This window comes from Vibrio sp. Hep-1b-8 (genome assembly GCF_006124995.1).
GTDB lineage: Bacteria > Pseudomonadota > Gammaproteobacteria > Enterobacterales > Vibrionaceae > Vibrio.
Genome location: NZ_QEWN01000032.1, coordinates 1 through 18051, shown reverse-complemented (window position 1 = coordinate 18051; position 18051 = coordinate 1). Strand labels below are relative to the sequence as shown.

The window sequence follows — 18051 nt, the reverse complement described above, 5'->3', positions numbered from 1 at the left end:
CGGTTAAGTCATGCCGACGGCTGGCTAAGGTGATTTGATAACAAAAACCGTAACAAGGTCGATGATGAAACACGCTGGCAGACAAGGACTCTTGCCCATCGAACTGAGTCACAACCAAGGCATCATCGCCGAGTCCTTCTATATCTATGGTGTACGCCAATGTCGCCATACGTCTCTCCTATCGTTAACACCAAGCACAAAAACCTTAAATACAAATTACCGCGACAACGGTAATTTGGGGTTAAGGCTTTCAGGAGGCTTCCTGTAGGAAGCCTCTGAAAATCAAAGTGATTAAGCTTCGATAGGTTTACGCCAATCGTCTGAACCAGACGTACCTGCGTTGACGTGATCCCAAGTGATCTTACGGTACGACATTGAGACCGTTAGATTTTGCGTGAAGTCGGACATCGACGGATCTTGACAGTGTGGCATCTCACACTGGATATCGACGATAGACGCGTTTTCTAGCTTAGTGGTGAAGAAGTTCTCTTGTTTGCCTTCAATAGAGGTGCGGTACCATTTCAGTTCAACAGTCTTCATCTTCTCACCAGAAGAAAGCGCGTTGTACAGCAGTGGTACGGCTTTGTTGAGAGTGACGGTAAACTGGAATGGCTTATGAACACGTTGACCAGAAGGTTGACCAGATTGAGGATCGGTCGGAACCGAAATAACGTGGTCAAACTTCTGAACCAGCATCTCGTCTTCATGACCTTCTACATAAGAGTCACCGATAGAGTCAGCCGTACAGGCGCCCGCCGTGATCAGACCCTGAGTTTCACCGTCGATAGAAATATAACATGGAGTTGGCATAGTAAAATCCTTAGAGGTTGTGTGTAATAACACTCACTCTTAATCAAAAAGCGTGCCAAAATGAAAATGTATATATTTCAACAATTTAAGCATTTGTTAATATACAAGCTGAGCAACTTTTTGCTCGAATCGAGCAAGATCTTGCCCAGATCGAGCAAAAAGTTGCCCGGAAGCAAGAATAGTACCAATAAGATTAATTTACCAACGATGGTTACTTACTAAAGCTACAACGCGACGACAATATCGCGCTATATCTTTTGACACTTTAGCTTGTAATTAAAGCGAGGCAAGAGGGCAATTTTGAGCAGATAAAGCCGAGTATAGTGTTACTCGGCTTGGCGTAGTGCTGATAATTACAAGAATGCTTTGAATGGCAGTTCAGGTTCGTTTTTGAAGATGTCTTTAAAGCCGCGGAAATGCTGGTAGTGCATACGACCTTTATCCGTTGGGTAGGTGTATTTGCCACCGACTTGCCAAAAGAATGGAGCAAATTGATATTGCAGGCGATCTTTCTTCATGTTCCACAATACTTCAATTTCACGTGGATCATTTTGGAAGTTAGCCCAGATATCATGGTGGAATGGCACCACAACCTCACAATCGAGAGACTCTGCAGCTCTAAGAATATCGGATGATGTCATCTTATCCGTTACACCACGAGGGTTTTCCCCGTATGAAAGGAGAGCGACATCGATTTGGTATTCGTTACCATGCGCCGCATAGTAATTCGAGTAGTGTGAATCCCCTGAGTGGTAGACGGAGCCTCCGGTTGTTTCAATTAAATAGTTCACCGCTCTTTTGTCCATTCCATCTAAAATGTTTTTGTCGTAAGAGGATGTGCCTTCGGGAAGAGTGACCAGTGCTGTACGATCAAAAGAGTCCAAAACTCGGATTTTGAGATCACCGATTTGAAGCAGATCGCCGACTTTTGCCACGACGCAGCGCTGCTCGGGTACACCCCAACTGATCCATAAGTCGACACAAGCTTGTGGGCCAATAAACTTCACATGCTCAGGGCAATTTTGCAACACCGCAGCGGCGACGTTGATATCGATATGATCAGCATGGTCGTGGGAGGCGAGTACCGCATCGATTTCTTTGATAGCAAAGGGATCAAGCGGGAAGATAGCTGTGCGCAAATTAGGTTGGAGTGCTTCAACCCCGCCCATGCGCATCATTTGATGCTGGTTTTTCATTAACGCATTCTTTTGCGTTTTTTTACCTGTACCACACCAGAAATCGATGGAGATATTGGTGTTACCTGCGCTTTTGAGCCAGATGCCTGTACAGCCAAGCCACCACATAGAAAACGTATCGGGTTCGACTACTGTGTTTTCAATCTCTTCGTTTAACCATGTTCCCCATTCTGGGAAGGTATTTAAGATCCAAGATTCACGGGTTATTTCATTCACTTTGCTCATAACAGTACCTTTGAGTTGACGATATTGGATTAATTTAGGGTGCAGGAAGCCAAGCGTCTTAACAGGCAGTTGAGACGCTGAACTAAGTGTTTGTTATTTATCTACTTATTTTCTAAACCAGAATGACTTGCGTACCACGGGCTTCTATCGCTTTGACGACATCTGGATTGGCATCTTTGCCAGTGATGACAATGTCAATTTTACTTGCTGGGCAGAAAAGCATTCCGGTTCTTTGCCCCACTTTAGAGCTATCAACGACCACGACCAGTTTGTCGATTTGTTCGAGCATTTGTTGCTCGGCCACGGCGGTTAGCATGTCTGCTTTATAGAGCCCTGCATCGGTCAGTCCTTTGCCTGAGGTGAACATCCAATTACCCGCGTAGCTACCCAATGAGTCTGGAGCTGGGTTAAGGAAGATGTTTTGTGCCTTGTTGTATTGTCCCCCAATAATGATCACGTCCTCATGATCTTCATTGATCAGGTAGCTCGCCAATGGAAAGTAATTTGTGACGATTTGGACATCTTTGCCACATAACTTTTGGCCGAGTAAAAATGCGGTCGAACCACAGTTGATCACGACACTATCTCCAGAGTCACACAACTCAGCTGCACGCAGTGCAATCAGGGACTTCTCTTCGTAGTGGTCAGTGCTGTTGATGTTAAGTGGTGACCATTTTTTCTTTTGATTTTCTATTCGTTCTGCACCGTTGCGAATTTTACGCAGCTTACCTAGCTCATCCAGTTTTGAAATGTCGCGACGGGCGGTCGCAGGAGAAACATTAAAACTATCAATGATATGTGAAACATTGATGGTGTGGTTTTCTTCTAATAACGACAATATGCCGTTGTGTCTTTGTACTTCATTCATTGTTATCACCTGTTCAAGTTTGTGATTACTTGGTGATTGCTTGTGATTTTTTTTGATTCTAATAATCACCGCTTTGAATGTCAAATGGGCGTGAAACAAAAACATGCTATAAATCACAATATTACGCAACCTATTGATTTATAGGTTTTTTGATGAATTCTGTGTGACAAGCTACCCAAAAATAGCCACAAGTGAGAGGCAAAATTGATAAAAATCAAAATAATCACAAATGAGCATTGAATGATTACTTTTGATTGTTAAAGTTTAATCCGTGAGCAAAAGAGGGCGTATTTCACTACCTACAAATGGAAGCGCCCTGTCCTACAAACCAAATAAAAATACAAAGACTATTAGGGGTAAAGATATGGAGTTTTTATACGACATCTTCTATATTTTTTACAGCCAAGTGATGACCAAGGCTCCGCTATTGCTGGGCTTAGTGACATTGATTGGCTATTGGCTGCTTAGACGTGATGCCACAACTATCATCAAAGGATCAATCAAAACCGTTGTCGGCTTTATGCTTGTTCAAGTCGGTGCGGGCACTCTGGTTGCTGGCTTTAAACCCGTGATTTCAAAACTATCTGAATATCATGGTTTAACTGGCTCGGTTATTGACCCATACACCTCAATGATGGCGACCATGGAAACCATGGGCGACAACTACTCTTGGGTGGGGTATGCGGTTATTCTTGCGCTGGGTATCAACATTCTTCTTGTCCTTCTCCGTCGCTATACGGGTATACGCACAATCATGCTGACTGGCCACATTATGTTTCAGCAAGCGGGTTTGATAGCCGTGTTCTACTTTATTCTTGGCGCGAGCATGTGGGAAACCATCATTTACTCAGCGGTATTGATGGCACTCTACTGGGCGATATCTTCCAACATCATGTTTAAACCGACAGAAGAAGTTACTGGTGGTGCGGGTTTCTCAATTGGTCACCAACAGCAGTTTGCTTCTTGGATTGCGACAAAAATTGCGCCAAAACTGGGCGACAAAAAAGACAGTGTTGACCATCTTGAGTTGCCTAAATGGCTCCACATTTTCCATGACAGTATTGCGGCAACGGCCATAGTCATGACGGTATTCTTTGGCATTATCTTACTTTCATTTGGTTTGGATAATCTTCAACAGATGGCGGGTTCAACCCACTGGTCTATTTATATTCTCGAAACTGGTCTTAAGTTTGCGGTCGCGATTCAAGTGATTGTTGCTGGTGTTCGTATGTTTGTTGCCGAACTTTCGGAGGCATTTAAAGGGATCTCTGAGCGCGTTATTCCTAATGCCGTATTAGCAATCGATTGTGCGGCGATTTACGCTTTTTCTCCTAACGCAATGGTATTTGGTTTTATGTGGGGGGCTTTAGGCCAATTTGCTGCAGTTCTGGCAATGTTGGCATTTGATGCACCCATTATGATCATTCCTGGATTTATTCCGATGTTTTTCTCTAATGCCACAATTGGTGTGTTTGCCAATCACTTTGGTGGCTGGCGAGCGGTGATGAAGATCTGTTTTGTGATGGGCATCATTGAGGTGTTAGGTAGTGCATGGGCTATTCACCTATTTAGCCAACAAGGTACTGAATTTAGTGGTTGGATGGGTATGGCTGACTGGGCTTTGGTATTCCCGCCAATTATGCAAGGCCTCTCAGCATCTGGAATGTTCTTCTTTGTTCTATTGGCTCTGTCTGGCGTGTACATGTTCTTTGCTGCTAAGCAATTGCGTGCGGAAGAAGATGCTCAAGGCGTGGTGACGGTATGTGAAGAGCCTGAAGTTATCGAAGCCGTCGAGCAAGCACTCAAAGCGAGTGATGGTGTGCGTCCGGTGAGCATTCTTGCGGTATGTGGAAATGGTCAGGGTTCGTCGATGATGATGAAAATGAAAATAGGCAAGTACTTGGAGAAAAAAGGTATCCCTCATGTGATGGACTCGTGTGCGGTATCTGACTACAAGTCAAAGTTGGCATCGACAGACATCATTGTTTCTTCAAAGCATCTATCGGCAGAAATGGAACCTGGAGAGGGCAAGTTTGTACTCGGAGTACAAAACATGCTCAATCCAAACTCTTTTGGTGACGAGCTACTCGACATCATCAATAAGAACTTTGTCCAAGCTAAGTAGCCTGTCAATCAATAGGCAAGTATCTAATAACAATAATTAAGTGCCAGTTATCGCTGGCACTCCATTGGAGATAAAACCATGGGTTTTAAGCAATCACTAATCGACAATAACTCAATCAAACTGCATGCCAGTGCAGCCAATTGGCGTGAGGCTATCGCTATCGGTACGGACATGTTGATTGCCTCAGGCGCAATTTTGCCAAGTTATCATCAAGCCATCATCGACAGTGTTGAGAAACTTGGTCCATACATTTGTATAGCGCCAAACTTAGCACTGCCTCATGCCCGTCCTGAAGATGGGGTGATTAGAACCGCATTTGCCCTCGTTACTCTTGAACAGCCTGTGTTGTTTGATGGTGAGGAAGAACCCGTTGATGTACTGATTACCCTAGCAGGTAGTTGTTCTAATCAGCATATGGAAGGGTTAATGGAAGTGACTAGTGTACTTGATGATGAAGAGTCCGAAACCGGGGTAGACCTAAACAAGTTACGTCGTTGCCGTACTAAGACTGATGTGTTTAACGTCATTGATCAAGCTCTTGCGGAATTGGTCTAAGGAGAAAGTATGTATAGCGCACTCAAGCAACGTGTTTTGCAAGCTAACCTTAAGCTGCCTAAATATGGTCTAGTCACTTTCACTTGGGGCAATGTATCTGAAATCGATCGCCAACTCGGCGTTATCGCTATCAAGCCCTCGGGGGTTGAATATGACGCAATGACAGCTGATGACATGGTTGTGGTTGATCTGCAAGGCAAGGTGGTCGAGGGAAGGTTAAAACCATCGAGTGATACCGCAACACATATCGAGATCTATAAAGCATTTCAAGAAGTTGGTGGCGTAGTACACACTCACTCACGTAGTGCGACTATCTGGGCGCAAGCAGGGATTGATATCCCCGCTTTAGGCACCACTCATGCGGATTACTTCTACGGTGATATCCCTTGCACTCGTAAGTTATCTCATGACGAAATTGCCGGAGCTTATGAGCAAAATACTGGGCTCGTTATCATTGAAGAGTTTGAAAAGCGCGGTATCAAACCTATGGCGGTTCCAAGCGTGATAGTGGCAGGACATGCTCCATTTTCATGGGGTAAGAACTCGGATGATGCCGTGCACAATGCCGTTGTTCTGGAAGAAATTTCAGCGATGGCTTTGGCGACTCGCTCATTAAACAGCGGAATCAAGATACAGCCTGAGTTATCTGATAAGCATTACTTACGTAAACATGGCGATAACGCTTATTACGGCCAGCGTTAACCCTTTTTGTTGCGAGGAGACTCGATGTACAAAGTATTAGCATTAGATTTGGATGGCACAGTGTTGACTGATGAACACACTATCCATCCACAAGTAAGGCAAGCAATTCAAGAAGCTAAGCACAAGTGCAAAGTGGTGGTGGTCACTGGACGCCATCATACCGCAGCTAGACCCTATTATTACGAACTTGGACTAGACACACCGATCATCTGTTGTAATGGCACTTATGTCTACGACTATGCCAACGATCAGGTGCTAAAGCACAATGCGATAGCGAAAGATGATGCGCTGGTCTTTATCGAATTAGCGCGTGAGTTTCAGGTCAAGATGGTGATGTATATCTCCGATGCGATGACTTACTCAAACTACAACCCGATTACTTATATGCAAGCCTTAGAAGGGTGGGCAAGTACAGTACCAAATTCCCTTAGACCGAAGATCTACCGAGTGGATTCATTCAGCGAAACGGCGAAACAGAGTCCGTACATTTGGAAATTTGTCGTCGAAGGGTGTCCGAGTTCTGTAGAGCGTTTACTAGAACATCCATGGGTCAAAAGACAGTTTAATGGGGAACGTTCTTGGTCAAATCGAATCGACTTTTCCGCCAAAGGTAACAGTAAGGGTCATCGCCTGGCTGAGTATGTTTCCGAGCTTGGCTATCACGCCAATCATGTGATTGCAGTGGGAGATAATCACAATGACATCTCAATGCTGCAATACGCCAATTTAGGGGTTGCCATGCTCAATGCTGACGACCAGGTCAAATCACACTCAAAGCTCGTGTGTTCTACAGATAATAACCATGATGGGCTAGCCCGTCTAATACGTGAAAAAATTAAGGGATAAAACAATGGCAAAACCAATGATTCAAATTGCTCTAGACCAAACTAACCTGCCCGCTGCGATTGAAGTGGCGAGCAATGTTGAAAGTTTTGTAGATGTCATCGAGATCGGTACCATTTTAGCGTTTGCCGAAGGGATGAATGCGGTTTCTACCTTACGCAAAAATCACCCTAAACATATTCTTGTATGTGACATGAAAACCACAGACGGTGGTGCCATTCTGTCTAAAATGGCTTTTGAAGCGGGTGCAGATTGGATCACGGTTTCGGCTGCCGCGCACATTGCCACGATTGCAGCATGCAAAAAAGTTGCGGATGAACATGGTGGTGAAATTCAGATTGAAATTTATGGCAACTGGACGATGACCGATGCGCAGGCTTGGGTCGATCTTGGTATCTCACAAGCCATTTATCACCGTTCACGAGATGCTGAATTGGCGGGGGTTGGCTGGAGTGAAGAGGATCTGGATAAGATGCGCGCGCTGTCTGAACTGGGGCTTCAATTGTCGATTACAGGCGGTATTGTGCCTGAAGATATTTACCTGTTTGAAGGTATTCAAGCGAAAACTTTTATCGCTGGCCGTGCCTTAGCGGGAGAAACGGGCAAGCAAACGGCGGAATCTCTACGTACTCAAATTGACCGTTTCTGGAATTAGGGGGAAGCTATGTTTCAAAACTTGCAACGTCATCGTGTTGGTTTGTATGAAAAGGCGCTGCCTAATCGATTTAGTTGGGAAGAGAAACTCAAAACCACCAAGCAACTTGGCTTTGATTTTCTTGAGATATCTGTTGATGAGTCTGATGAACGTCGTTGCCGTTTGGATTGGGATGACGAGACCATATATGTATTGCGTCACCAGTGTGAGCAGTACGCTATGCCCTTGCAGTCGATGTGTTTAAGTGCGCACCGCAAATTTCCTTTTGGTTCTGCCGATCCTGAAATTCGCAAACAAGCGTTACTGCATATGGAAAAAGCGATTGCATTGGCATACAAACTGGGGATTCGTACCATTCAACTTGCTGGGTACGATGTTTACTATGAGCCTTCAAATCATGTATCTCACCAACGATTTATCGAAGGGATGCAACAGTCTGCTAAGTTAGCCGAACGAGCGGGTGTGATGCTTGCGGTTGAGATAATGGATACCGACTATCTTAACTCCTTGAGTAAATTTGAGCTGCTACGTCGAGAAGTTGACTCTCCGTACTTCACCGCTTACCCCGATGTAGGTAACATCTCTGGGTGGAACTATGACGTCGTGACAGAGTTAAAGTTGAGCAAGCCACATATCACGCAGATTCATCTGAAAGATACCTACCGAGTGACGCCTGATTCTCAAGGTCAGTTTCGGGATCTTGTCATAGGGGAGGGTGAGGTCGATTTCAACTCCATCTTTACTACGCTTAAGCAGACGGATTGTGTTGTACCATTGGTCATTGAAATGTGGGCGCAAGATGATAATTGGAAACAGAACATAATTACTGCTCAACACAGATTAAATCAAGCTTGTGACCATGCCAATCTGCCGAAACTATTTGCGGCTTAGTTTTGCGTTAAATATTTTAGTTTCCTAGAGCCTCCTGCTCCGGAGCTTGTTTAAGCACCGTTGATCCCAACTGGGATAGTGCAGCATAAATCCCCCCGTATTATGCTGCACACTTTCAGTCGAACGTATAAGATTTGACTTACAGCTTAGCTTGACGCAAAGTTGCGCTGACTTTTCCACCGATAAGCTGCCTACGCACATGAAACTGCTTCACTTACAACTGTTCTGGTACGAAAAACATCACACGTTGTTGGAGATGGAAGATTTACCGACCTTGACTGCTAGCCAAGAGCAAGAGCTCATTGAGTGGGTGAAAAAACATCGTAAAATATTGAGCTACGAAGTCCATCAACAGACTTGGGTCAAAGTGAATATTGATGGTTTTGCGTCACAAATCCGCCTTAACCCTAATGGCACACTATTGGAAAAAGATCTCTTCAGCGATAAATCTCTTCAAGGGCTTTGGAAGGTGGTCGATGGATTTTTATTTATTAAGGTGATTAGTGGTGAATTTGTCGTAGAGTACCAAATCGTTGGTAGCAGCACTGATAACATCCATAGTGGTATCGAGTACATCAACGGTCAAGTGAGCACTTATAGCAAGTTTTTCGTCACCAAATGAGGCATTCTCAGGCGTAAAATTGTTGTTGATGCGCGATATTTCACGCAGACGCAGAGATGTCAGAATACGATAGCGGTGACAGTAATGAGAACTGAAAAAGAGAAAATGTTAGCGGGTGAGCCTTATCAGGCATGGGATGAGCAGCGTCGGGTACTTAAAACTATTGAGCAGTCATAGAGCCAATTGGATTGATGCTACGAGAGAACTCATGGCATCAATCCGGCTTTTTAGGCTATTGGGTTTGGCACTCAGCAGGGGCTGGGCGATTTTGCCGGATAGCAAGTATGGCTTGAGGCAGCAATGACATCACAATCATGCCAACCATTAAGCTGTACTGGAATGGTGTGAAAGACTCTCCAAGCAGTACTAGCCCTGACACAATACCTGCTATTGGGTTAGCTATTCCCCCAAACGTAAAATCGACGACAGACATGCGTTGCAACAACCAAACATACATGCCATAGCCAAGAGCGGTATTCAAACCAACCACCCAAAGTAGACCTGACAAGTTAGTCATTGAGAAATTGTGCGCCAGCGCCGCATACTTAGTCGGTTCCATTACGGCCTGAACGCCTGCGGCAACCGATAAAATCACACCACCAAGAATCAGTTGCCATGTTAGCACTGTCCACCAGTGCATCCGGCTACCCAGTGATTTAGTTAGCGAACTACCAACAACAATACACATGATGGCTGCCAGCATAGCGCCTAGGCCAATAGGGTTAAGCGTGATTGAACTTGGATCAAACAACATCCACGCCAAAATGATTAAGGTCGCCCCACTTACCGCTTGAATGATACCAGGGCGACGTTTGTTGATCAGCCAGTTATAAACCATGGCAAACACTGGAACAGAAATCATCCCGACGCCGGAGATCGCCGATGGCAGAGTCAGAGCCATCACGAAGATCAAACCAAAGAAGGTCGCGATGTTGATTAATCCAAGACTAAATAGGATTTGCCAGTCGCCTTTTTTCGGCAGACTAGGTCTGAATGTCAACAACAGAAGTCCGGCTGGTAGTGCGCGAATCGCGCCCAGTAATAGGGGAGGCCAGTCCGCAAGTGTATATTGCGTGACCGCATAGGTGGTTCCCCAAAAGAATGCCGGAATCATGGCAAGTAGTATATTCATAATAACTATCTTTGCGTTAAGATACTTTTGTGAGAAATGTACGCTTAAAATCGCTGTTTGTAAAGTATCTCTATGTTAAGATATTCGACACAGCATTTTGTTACTGGAGACAAACATTCATGGATGCTATTGATAGAGTAGTAGAGCATTGGGCTAAGGAAAAGCCGGATCTAGAGACAGAGCCGATGGCGATTATGGGTCGATTGATGCGAATCGCTAAATATATGGAGACTGAAGTTGCTCAGCTACATAAGCGCTATGACCTAAAATTGGGAGAGTTTGATGTACTGGCGACACTGCGTCGCAGCGGGAAACCCTTTCGCCTTACTCCCTCAGAGCTGATTGATTCGATGATGTTAACGTCTGGAGCGATGACTAACCGCTTAGATAAACTGGAATCAAAAGGGCTGATTAGCCGAGAGCACAGCAAAGAAGATCGCCGCAGCGTCACTGTAGAACTGACCCAAGATGGTTTTGTTCTGATTGATAAAATCATCGAAGAGCATGCGGCAGTTCAGGCCAAGCTGGTTAAAGGTATAAATGCTAATCAGAAGAAGCAGCTCAATACGATTCTAAAGAGTTGGTTGACTCAGTATGAGTAGTTATTGAGATGGGAATTCTCAAACTAGAACGCCAGCGACGAATCGCTGGCGTTGTTTTTTAAGAAATTATTTATTCAGTAAGGATTCCAATACTAATGCCTGTATCTGGAAGAAAATTCGGTATTAAGGCATTAACATAATCTAACGTCACTTCGTTAAAGGTTTCTTCATAGTTGAGTGCATCATAGTCGTTAATACCCACCGCAGCGTTACTGCCATAGGTATACGCAGTACTCAGATCATCAGAGAGCGTTGAAGCAAATGAATCCTTAAACATGGTTTTGAACTGCTGTAGCTCTTGAACGCTAATCCCTTTTTCTTTCATCAGCTAAAATTTATATGTAACCTCTTTAATTGCTTGCGATAATGAGAAATGCAACTCGCTCTTTGATTGAAGCCGCACCTATGCGCGGAGAAGTAAAATGACAGCCCATCCTGCGAGTAAGAGTGTTTTCCAAACCTTCATATCAGTTCCTTGTAACGAGAAAGTTTTAATTGAATGGATAAGATTCAGTAACGCCAGAAGTAGCTTACCGAAAAAGTAGGGCTGTCTAACGCATATACACTATGAAACCACCCTTTAGGTTGAACCAACATTTCTCCTGGATGTAGTATCACCTCAACGACCTTGGCGTTTTTAAACTGAGGGAATACATCAAAGTTGGGGTTTTCTGGTTTTACCCAGCAGGGTTGGTAATTGCTGTTGTACGCCTTCATTGGATACAAGTAGGGTGCTTGGTCTGCTGAGTACACCAATAGCTTTTTACGCCCAATAATTTGATATAAAAAACCACACATGGGATCGCGGTGTAAACTACTGGCCGGTATGTGAGTGGGAACACAACCTAGCCATATCTGAGGATCGGAAAAGTCTTCAGCTGTAAAATAAAGGGGCATGAACCAGGGTTTCATTGCTTCTGGTAACGACGCTCCTTCTGTATACGGTTTGGTAAATCCCTCCACAAAGTTCTTATCGTAGCTTACTTCAAACTCGCGCATACGTTGTGTAAATTGACACATGGTTTCTTTGTCTTCAGCCGATCGAACGCGAACTGTTTCATCCCCAAAGTGTTCATCTAGCGTGTCTAATGTCCAGTAAGTGTGATCCCTAGGCAATTCCATGCCTGTTACAATAAATGGTCTATTCTTGGCTAATTCTTCAAGTAGTTCGATTTCGGTAGGGTTGGATAAACGAGCAAAATTTGAAATGGATTCCGCGTTCATTTCAGCGTGCTGTTCTTCCGCTTCTTTAAAACGAGATTGAATCCATTCATTTGGTTGGAGCATCGCTTTCGCCATATGATTGGCGATATGCTCATCTCCTTCGAATTTAATTTGCCCAATAATCTCAGGATCACGGTAGTCAATGGTCGTAATATCGCGCTCAATCTGTTGAGCTAAGTTCAGAGGCAACCGAATCGTGCATTTCGGATTGGATATAACCCCTTCTTTAATCTGTTCACCTTTAGAATCACACTGGATATAAAAACCTGTTGCTTGTTTATCTTGTTGTTCAAACAAAAACTGGCAACTCATGGGCAACCCTTCTGGGTTTTCAAAGCCTTGCCGTAACACATTCATCAATGGAATCATAACTATATCCTTATCTTTCAATTAGTGCTTGATCGAGGTTTTCTTTAATAGGTGCGATGAAATAATCTATCAAAGGACGATCTCCGGTAATGATGTCCGCTTTTACTGACATGCCATATTGAACGCGCATTTCTTTGCCTTTGATATCGAAGTGTGTTTCTTCTAGCGTTAGATAAGCTGGGTAAAAGAGCTGTTCATTTTCCATCACAGCATCTTGTGAGATGTAGCTGACTTCAGCAGGTAAACTGCCATATCGAGTGTAGGAAAACGCATCCACTTTCACGCGAGCGTTTTGACCGACATGGATAAACCCAATGTCTTTACTGGGGATCATGATTTCCGCAATCGGCGGTGCATCGGCGGGGATGACTTTGAGTAGTACTTCCCCTTCTTCAATGTAATTCCCTTGATCAATTGCCGACAATTCTTGAACCACCCCACTGATAGGAGATTTGATTTGGCTATTTCGGCGCACCTCTTCCAGCTTTGCTAACCGTTGCTCAAGATCGACTTTTTTCAACTTAAGCACCCTTAACTCTTCCATTAATGCCAACTGGAAACTGTCTTGTACTTTTTTCTTGTCTTTTTCTAAGTTGGCTATCTTGATATTCAAGGCATAAGACTGTGCACGACTTAGGGAAATATCGGAATGAAGCTGAGCCAATTTTACTTCTTGGTCGAGGAATGTCATTTCACTGGTGTAACCGCTAATTTTAAGCTGTGAGTTAGCTTGCAATCGCTTTTGTTCCAATGGTAGCTGTTTTATCAATCGCTTTCTTTGCTGGTCGATCACCGTATTTTCTGACTCCAGTTCACGCATTTGCTCGTCTAGATCCTCTAAATCATTGTTGAGCTTTAGGTATCTGGCATAGGCAATTTCTTGATAGAGGTTTGAAAACTCCTCTGGCTTTTCAATTGCCGTCAATTTCCTGTATGGCACAAGTGCATTAATTCTTGCTTGTACATCCCTGAGCTCCGACGATACAGACGTCATATCCGCCGTAATTTGCTTGGTCTTTAACGTCACCAGTATTTGCCCTTGCCGAACTTGCTGCCCTTCTTCAACACGTACCTCTTCGACTAAGCCCATCGATGTACTCCGCACCGTGTTCGCTTTCCCTACTGGAATAATGCGTCCTGTCGTTGGTGAAATGATCTCAATTTCCGAGTAAACCGAAATAACAATGGCGATTATGATGGAAACGATCATCACCACTATTAAACTGGAGGAGAATGGAGCTTTATGTTTAGCTCGATTCCTTAACACTTTTGGATGAAAACAAATTTTCGTCATGTTATTCACCCCGCATTTTCAGGCGCTGGTAGTGCACTATTCAAAGGCACTTCACCTATCTGATATTGGTACAGCTTACGGTAGTGACTTGGTGCGTTGATTAACGATTTATGGTTACCTTGTTCGAGCACCTCGCCACTTTTCATGTAAATAATGGCATCGGAAATCCGCGCTAACGATAAGCGGTGAGTGATAATAATGATGGTTTTGTCTGTTTTTAGCTGCGCCAAATTGGCCACAATATTGGCTTCGGTTTCGTAATCTAAAGCACTGGTCGCTTCATCCAGAATCATAATCTGCTTGTCTGATGCGAAGGCACGGGCAAGGGCAATCCGCTGAATTTGCCCACCAGAGAGGTTCCCTCCTTGCTCAGCCACTGGGGTATCGTAGCCTTGGGGTAAGCTCATAATAAAATCGTGAATATCGGCCAGTTTTCCAGCTCTTTCGACCCATGTGTGATCATTGATTAAGGAGTCGAACAAAATGTTCTCGCGGATGGAGCCGGCAAGCAAAATACTCTTTTGTTGCACGACAGCGACTTGCTCTCGTAGCGAAGGTAAAGCGATTTCTTTGAGTTCTATGCCATCGAATAAAATGTCGCCTTGGTAATGGTCGTAGTTCCCAGCTAATAACTTCGCTAAGGTACTCTTGCCTGCTCCAGATTCGCCCAAAATACATAGGGTTTCTCCACGGCGTATCTCTACACTGAGTTTATTAACCGCCAGTTCATTTTGATTGTATTGAAATGAAACATTACAAAATTGAACACCCTGTGTGAGCGTTTTAATTTTATGCAGATGCTCTCCACTGCTTTCAGATTCAGCCTCCATGATCACGTTTACGCGTTCTAACGATATTTTGAAGGCGACAATTTCTTCCCAAATTGAGGCTAACCGAAGCAGGGGGCCTGTTACTCGATCTTTCATCATATTAAAGGCAACTAATGCACCTAACGTCATGGACTGATCCAATACATAGGTTGCACCCATAAATAAAATGACAGCCTCAGAAAACTTATTTATAAGTTCAGATAATTGACCAGAGTAAATGTTGACCTTTGCGAGTTCATACCCTTTTCTTAGTTTGATGTCGAATGCATGGTAAATTCGACCTAATACCGCATCGCTCTTTCGGTTTGCTTTAAGGTGATCATACGCGGTGATACTCTCTATCATCCTATTTTGATAATCAATGCTCGCAGAGAACATCTGTTCATTTGATTTCTTAATTTTTTTGTTAAAAATGAAATACTGCAATAGGTGAAGAGGTACAGTCATTAACAGTATTAAGCTAAGTGAAGCATTAAGGTTAAAGATCACGATGAAGAAGATGACCATAAAAATCAAATCCAAGCTAAATTGAGAGAGCCAGTTGGATATATGGTTTTTTATTTGATCTAACTCACCCAAGCGAGATAACACGTCGCCGACATTGGTGTTGTCAACTTCAGTTTTTTTAAGGCTGAATAGTTTCTCAAAGAAGTGGTGGCTTACTTCCGATATATGAGTATTGTTCATCCAGGTGCTTAAAATTGAACTTAGTATCGATAAAGAACAATCAATTAAAGCCGCTGTGATTAAAACAGTAAGAATAACAATAAGAGTTGCGCTACCTTCCGAAACTAGAACTCTATCTATAATCGCCATAAAAGATAATGGGACAGATAGTGAAATTATATAACCAAAGATTGAACTTAAAAGCACTATAAACAATGGTGATCGAAGTTTAAAAATTAGTAAATTTGTAATTATTTTTATCACGTAAGCCCTATGTTATTCAGTTGCGCTTGAAATTTAAATTCTGAGTGTGACTTTGATTTGTATGTAATTAATCACATATAATGGTGATTATTTTTTTCGGTTCGTCTTGTAACAAATATATTTAACTAAGTAATATGATAAATAAGAAAAAACAAAAAGAAAGGTTGAAATTAAAAAAACAAAGCTGTCGTTTTTTATACTATAATTTTCTATGGTGTATAAAATTATCATGATGACTATAGCATTTATGAGTATAGTTAAGGTTATTATTTTTTTGTTCATTTTAGTGGTCCAATAAAGGACGAGTGAAATACTCGTCCAAAAATCAAATATTAATACAAAGTGTAATTACTTTTGTTGATTCATTACATTTGTAACTGCAATTGATGTAACACACGATCCAATAGCTCCTATTGCTGCAGGGGCAGCTGTGCCACCTGAAGCAACGGCTGCAACTGCTGTGACGGCTGCTGTACCGCAAACTATTGCTGGGACTCTAGTCGGACTATTTGCCTGCTGTTCGACAGCACTTGGTGATGCAGGATAGCCACCGCCACCACCGCCACCACCGCCACCACCGCCGCCACCACCGCCGCCAAAGGCGATACCGTTAGCACTTTCTACACAGTTACAAATCTTATATACTTTAGACATAATTTGATTTCCTTATTAATTGAATTATGTAAGTGGATAGGCGATACAACGTCAGGCCGTTACACTTAACGATGTATCGTGTATCCACCTCTGCCCACCTCATTATTAGCTGGCGTATTCCTTACCCGTCCAGCGATGTACTTTTTTGGTTTTGCCTTCTTTGTCTCGGCTGATGCTAAATGCTTGCTCTTTAGGGAACACCGTCGACGTCAGATCCGATAAGATCTCTTTTACCCCTCCCCATGGGGCAACAAAGTCGTTAAAGAACAAATGATCACCACAATCCCACTCTTGGTAGTACAGGGCTCGGCTATCTTCAATCAATGCTTGTTTGGTGCTTTCGGTTACTTTCGCCCAAGTCACAAAACCAACTGGGTGTTTTTCATTGTTTTTATATACACGTAATTGACCTCGCCAGTTAGCTGGGCAGATTTCAACGTCCATATAGTCTGCCAAGTTGAAATCTTTATGCGTGCTGGAATGTGTAAGTAGGTGAAAGCAATATCCTAGGTTGCGATAGAAATTATTGGTGCTCATTATTGTTTCTCCAAAGGCTTAGCTTATTTTTCGTATATTGGCATACCCTTTGTCAGCCAGAGCCCAGCACGTAGTTCGCTCGAATTCAAAGGTTGTTTGCCACGCTTTGATTACATTCAAATGCTGACCAAAAGGTGAGAGCATATATAAAATTGTCGGCTCTCCGTCGTCAGTGGATGCTTCTAACAAAGCTAATCGTTCAGCTTCCGATGCATAACCATGCGTTTGAATCTCTTTAATTCGAGATTTAGGTACTTTCGCCCAAATCACAAACCCTATTGGCTTCTGTTTGCTGTCCAATGAGATAAAGTTACGCCTTTTATTTGCTGCAGTAACGAGTAAACTGTAAGCTTGTTCAATGCTCTGCTCTTGTCTAGTGCAAAAAGCGGCTAACATACCGAACACGCCAAGTGCGACAGGAAAATCAATGTTAGTTTTAGCTTCAATTGGTGGTAATGGGTTCATCATCGTTCTTGAGTCCTGCTGCTTGGATGAGAGTGGTTGCCGTTAGTTTTTCTCCCATGCACATGTAGTCAATAATTTGCTTTCGCGAAACTCGGTTGTCCAATAACGCTAAAGCAAGGTGTTCTCCTGTTGCTCTCGCTAGCGGGTAGTAACTTCCGTACTCCACTTTGTTTTCTTTTTTCAAATCACATGCATTTTTTATATACCAATCTGATTGCTCTTTATAGGCATTCCAAAAAGCTTTCGCTTCATCTGGTTCTGTACTTTGTGTGATGTAAACAAGCGATAGAGCTTCCCAAAAAAATGCAATGATTTCTTTAACTAATATAGATGGCTCAAATTGATAGAAATTTTGATTTTCCATTGCTAGGTTATAATGCATTACATGAGCTAACTCATGCCATAGAACTAGATCATCTCCGATACTGAAATTGTTATACCAAAGTATATTCGGAGTTTTCTTATATACCCCTGATCATTGAAGATGCTTGATTTTCTTTAGAATCAGGATCATGCTACGAA

20 protein-coding genes are annotated in these 18051 nt (G+C 43.1%); 8 read left to right on the top strand and 12 right to left on the bottom strand.

Features of this window, described 5'->3' with window-relative positions; all coding sequences use genetic code 11:
* Positions 1–291: 291 nt before the first annotated feature.
* From DA100_RS07355 to ulaR, 3 genes are all read right to left on the bottom strand, one after another.
* A complete protein-coding gene (locus DA100_RS07355) occupies positions 292–810 on the bottom strand; it encodes an Hcp family type VI secretion system effector (RefSeq protein ID WP_138971589.1) in 519 nt (172 codons plus the stop codon).
* Between the two features lie 353 nt (positions 811–1163).
* The gene (gene ulaG / locus DA100_RS07350; protein WP_138971588.1) at positions 1164–2231 is read right to left on the bottom strand and encodes an L-ascorbate 6-phosphate lactonase; all 1068 of its coding nucleotides are present in this window, start codon (positions 2229–2231) and stop codon (positions 1164–1166) included.
* Between the two features lie 112 nt (positions 2232–2343).
* Positions 2344–3099 carry an HTH-type transcriptional regulator UlaR gene (ulaR, locus tag DA100_RS07345; protein ID WP_138971587.1) on the bottom strand — a complete coding sequence of 252 codons (756 nt, stop codon included), beginning with the start codon at positions 3097–3099 and terminating at the stop codon, positions 2344–2346.
* Between the two features lie 364 nt (positions 3100–3463).
* On the opposite strand from ulaR, the gene DA100_RS07340 reads away from it, so the two are divergent.
* From DA100_RS07340 to DA100_RS07310, 7 genes are all read left to right on the top strand, one after another.
* Positions 3464–5224 carry a PTS ascorbate-specific subunit IIBC gene (locus tag DA100_RS07340; RefSeq protein WP_138971586.1) on the top strand — a complete coding sequence of 587 codons (1761 nt, stop codon included), beginning with the start codon at positions 3464–3466 and terminating at the stop codon, positions 5222–5224.
* Positions 5225–5302: 78 nt separating this feature from the next.
* Positions 5303–5779, top strand: coding sequence for a PTS sugar transporter subunit IIA (locus tag DA100_RS07335; protein WP_138971585.1), 477 nt, complete (start codon positions 5303–5305; stop codon positions 5777–5779).
* Between the two features lie 9 nt (positions 5780–5788).
* The gene (locus tag DA100_RS07330; RefSeq protein ID WP_138971584.1) at positions 5789–6481 is read left to right on the top strand and encodes an L-ribulose-5-phosphate 4-epimerase; all 693 of its coding nucleotides are present in this window, start codon (positions 5789–5791) and stop codon (positions 6479–6481) included.
* Positions 6482–6505: 24 nt separating this feature from the next.
* Positions 6506–7327 carry a Cof-type HAD-IIB family hydrolase gene (locus DA100_RS07325; protein WP_138971583.1) on the top strand — a complete coding sequence of 274 codons (822 nt, stop codon included), beginning with the start codon at positions 6506–6508 and terminating at the stop codon, positions 7325–7327.
* 4 nt (positions 7328–7331) lie between these two features.
* Positions 7332–7979, top strand: a complete 648-nt coding sequence (locus DA100_RS07320) for a 3-keto-L-gulonate-6-phosphate decarboxylase UlaD (protein WP_138971582.1) — start codon at positions 7332–7334, stop codon at positions 7977–7979.
* Positions 7980–7988: 9 nt separating this feature from the next.
* The gene (locus DA100_RS07315) at positions 7989–8870 is read left to right on the top strand and encodes an L-ribulose-5-phosphate 3-epimerase (protein ID WP_138971581.1); all 882 of its coding nucleotides are present in this window, start codon (positions 7989–7991) and stop codon (positions 8868–8870) included.
* A gap of 199 nt (positions 8871–9069) precedes the next feature.
* A complete protein-coding gene (locus DA100_RS07310; protein WP_138971580.1) occupies positions 9070–9492 on the top strand; it encodes a hypothetical protein in 423 nt (140 codons plus the stop codon).
* A 232-nt stretch (positions 9493–9724) separates the two neighbouring features.
* Here DA100_RS07310 and DA100_RS07305 read toward each other — a convergent pair whose 3' ends face one another.
* Positions 9725–10624, bottom strand: coding sequence for a DMT family transporter (locus tag DA100_RS07305; RefSeq protein ID WP_138971579.1), 900 nt, complete (start codon positions 10622–10624; stop codon positions 9725–9727).
* A gap of 119 nt (positions 10625–10743) precedes the next feature.
* Here DA100_RS07305 and DA100_RS07300 point away from each other — a divergent pair, with 119 nt between their 5' ends.
* Positions 10744–11226: a MarR family transcriptional regulator gene (locus tag DA100_RS07300; RefSeq protein ID WP_138971578.1), complete on the top strand. Its 483-nt coding sequence runs from the start codon at positions 10744–10746 to the stop codon at positions 11224–11226.
* A gap of 70 nt (positions 11227–11296) precedes the next feature.
* On the opposite strand, the gene DA100_RS07295 is transcribed toward DA100_RS07300, so the two are convergent.
* The 8 genes from DA100_RS07295 to DA100_RS07260 all read right to left on the bottom strand — a co-directional run bounded on the left by DA100_RS07295 (position 11297) and on the right by DA100_RS07260 (position 17911).
* Complete coding sequence (locus DA100_RS07295; RefSeq protein ID WP_138971577.1) at positions 11297–11551, bottom strand: hypothetical protein; 255 nt, start codon at positions 11549–11551, stop codon at positions 11297–11299.
* Between the two features lie 185 nt (positions 11552–11736).
* Positions 11737–12819, bottom strand: a complete 1083-nt coding sequence (locus DA100_RS07290) for a cupin-like domain-containing protein (RefSeq protein ID WP_138971576.1) — start codon at positions 12817–12819, stop codon at positions 11737–11739.
* A 10-nt stretch (positions 12820–12829) separates the two neighbouring features.
* Positions 12830–14113 (bottom strand): HlyD family type I secretion periplasmic adaptor subunit, encoded by a 1284-nt coding sequence (locus DA100_RS07285; RefSeq protein ID WP_138971575.1) that lies wholly within the window; start codon positions 14111–14113, stop codon positions 12830–12832.
* 5 nt (positions 14114–14118) lie between these two features.
* The gene (locus tag DA100_RS07280; RefSeq protein WP_138971574.1) at positions 14119–15873 is read right to left on the bottom strand and encodes a peptidase domain-containing ABC transporter; all 1755 of its coding nucleotides are present in this window, start codon (positions 15871–15873) and stop codon (positions 14119–14121) included.
* A gap of 348 nt (positions 15874–16221) precedes the next feature.
* Entirely contained in the window at positions 16222–16527 is a 306-nt protein-coding gene (locus tag DA100_RS20880) for a hypothetical protein (RefSeq protein WP_171052162.1), read from the bottom strand.
* Between the two features lie 105 nt (positions 16528–16632).
* Positions 16633–17064, bottom strand: a complete 432-nt coding sequence (locus DA100_RS07270) for a toxin-activating lysine-acyltransferase (protein ID WP_138971573.1) — start codon at positions 17062–17064, stop codon at positions 16633–16635.
* Positions 17065–17082: 18 nt separating this feature from the next.
* Positions 17083–17532, bottom strand: coding sequence for a toxin-activating lysine-acyltransferase (locus tag DA100_RS07265; RefSeq protein ID WP_138971572.1), 450 nt, complete (start codon positions 17530–17532; stop codon positions 17083–17085).
* The gene (locus tag DA100_RS07260) at positions 17507–17911 is read right to left on the bottom strand and encodes a hypothetical protein (RefSeq protein ID WP_138971571.1); all 405 of its coding nucleotides are present in this window, start codon (positions 17909–17911) and stop codon (positions 17507–17509) included. The genes DA100_RS07265 and DA100_RS07260 overlap by 26 nt, the downstream gene beginning before the upstream one ends.
* Between the last annotated feature and the right edge of the window lie 140 nt (positions 17912–18051).

What these genes read in the sequence shown, in the direction of transcription:
- DA100_RS07355 (WP_138971589.1), bottom strand. Translation starts at nt 810, where the DNA reads ATGCCAACTCCATGTTATATTTCTATCGACGGTGAAACTCAGGGTCTG.
- ulaG (WP_138971588.1), bottom strand. Translation starts at nt 2,231, where the DNA reads ATGAGCAAAGTGAATGAAATAACCCGTGAATCTTGGATCTTAAATACC.
- ulaR (WP_138971587.1), bottom strand. Translation starts at nt 3,099, where the DNA reads ATGAATGAAGTACAAAGACACAACGGCATATTGTCGTTATTAGAAGAA.
- DA100_RS07340 (WP_138971586.1), top strand. Translation starts at nt 3,464, where the DNA reads ATGGAGTTTTTATACGACATCTTCTATATTTTTTACAGCCAAGTGATG.
- DA100_RS07335 (WP_138971585.1), top strand. Translation starts at nt 5,303, where the DNA reads ATGGGTTTTAAGCAATCACTAATCGACAATAACTCAATCAAACTGCAT.
- DA100_RS07330 (WP_138971584.1), top strand. Translation starts at nt 5,789, where the DNA reads ATGTATAGCGCACTCAAGCAACGTGTTTTGCAAGCTAACCTTAAGCTG.
- DA100_RS07325 (WP_138971583.1), top strand. Translation starts at nt 6,506, where the DNA reads ATGTACAAAGTATTAGCATTAGATTTGGATGGCACAGTGTTGACTGAT.
- DA100_RS07320 (WP_138971582.1), top strand. Translation starts at nt 7,332, where the DNA reads ATGGCAAAACCAATGATTCAAATTGCTCTAGACCAAACTAACCTGCCC.
- DA100_RS07315 (WP_138971581.1), top strand. Translation starts at nt 7,989, where the DNA reads ATGTTTCAAAACTTGCAACGTCATCGTGTTGGTTTGTATGAAAAGGCG.
- DA100_RS07310 (WP_138971580.1), top strand. Translation starts at nt 9,070, where the DNA reads ATGAAACTGCTTCACTTACAACTGTTCTGGTACGAAAAACATCACACG.
- DA100_RS07305 (WP_138971579.1), bottom strand. Translation starts at nt 10,624, where the DNA reads ATGAATATACTACTTGCCATGATTCCGGCATTCTTTTGGGGAACCACC.
- DA100_RS07300 (WP_138971578.1), top strand. Translation starts at nt 10,744, where the DNA reads ATGGATGCTATTGATAGAGTAGTAGAGCATTGGGCTAAGGAAAAGCCG.
- DA100_RS07295 (WP_138971577.1), bottom strand. Translation starts at nt 11,551, where the DNA reads ATGAAAGAAAAAGGGATTAGCGTTCAAGAGCTACAGCAGTTCAAAACC.
- DA100_RS07290 (WP_138971576.1), bottom strand. Translation starts at nt 12,819, where the DNA reads ATGATTCCATTGATGAATGTGTTACGGCAAGGCTTTGAAAACCCAGAA.
- DA100_RS07285 (WP_138971575.1), bottom strand. Translation starts at nt 14,113, where the DNA reads ATGACGAAAATTTGTTTTCATCCAAAAGTGTTAAGGAATCGAGCTAAA.
- DA100_RS20880 (WP_171052162.1), bottom strand. Translation starts at nt 16,527, where the DNA reads ATGTCTAAAGTATATAAGATTTGTAACTGTGTAGAAAGTGCTAACGGT.
- DA100_RS07270 (WP_138971573.1), bottom strand. Translation starts at nt 17,064, where the DNA reads ATGAGCACCAATAATTTCTATCGCAACCTAGGATATTGCTTTCACCTA.
- DA100_RS07265 (WP_138971572.1), bottom strand. Translation starts at nt 17,532, where the DNA reads ATGATGAACCCATTACCACCAATTGAAGCTAAAACTAACATTGATTTT.
- DA100_RS07260 (WP_138971571.1), bottom strand. Translation starts at nt 17,911, where the DNA reads ATGCATTATAACCTAGCAATGGAAAATCAAAATTTCTATCAATTTGAG.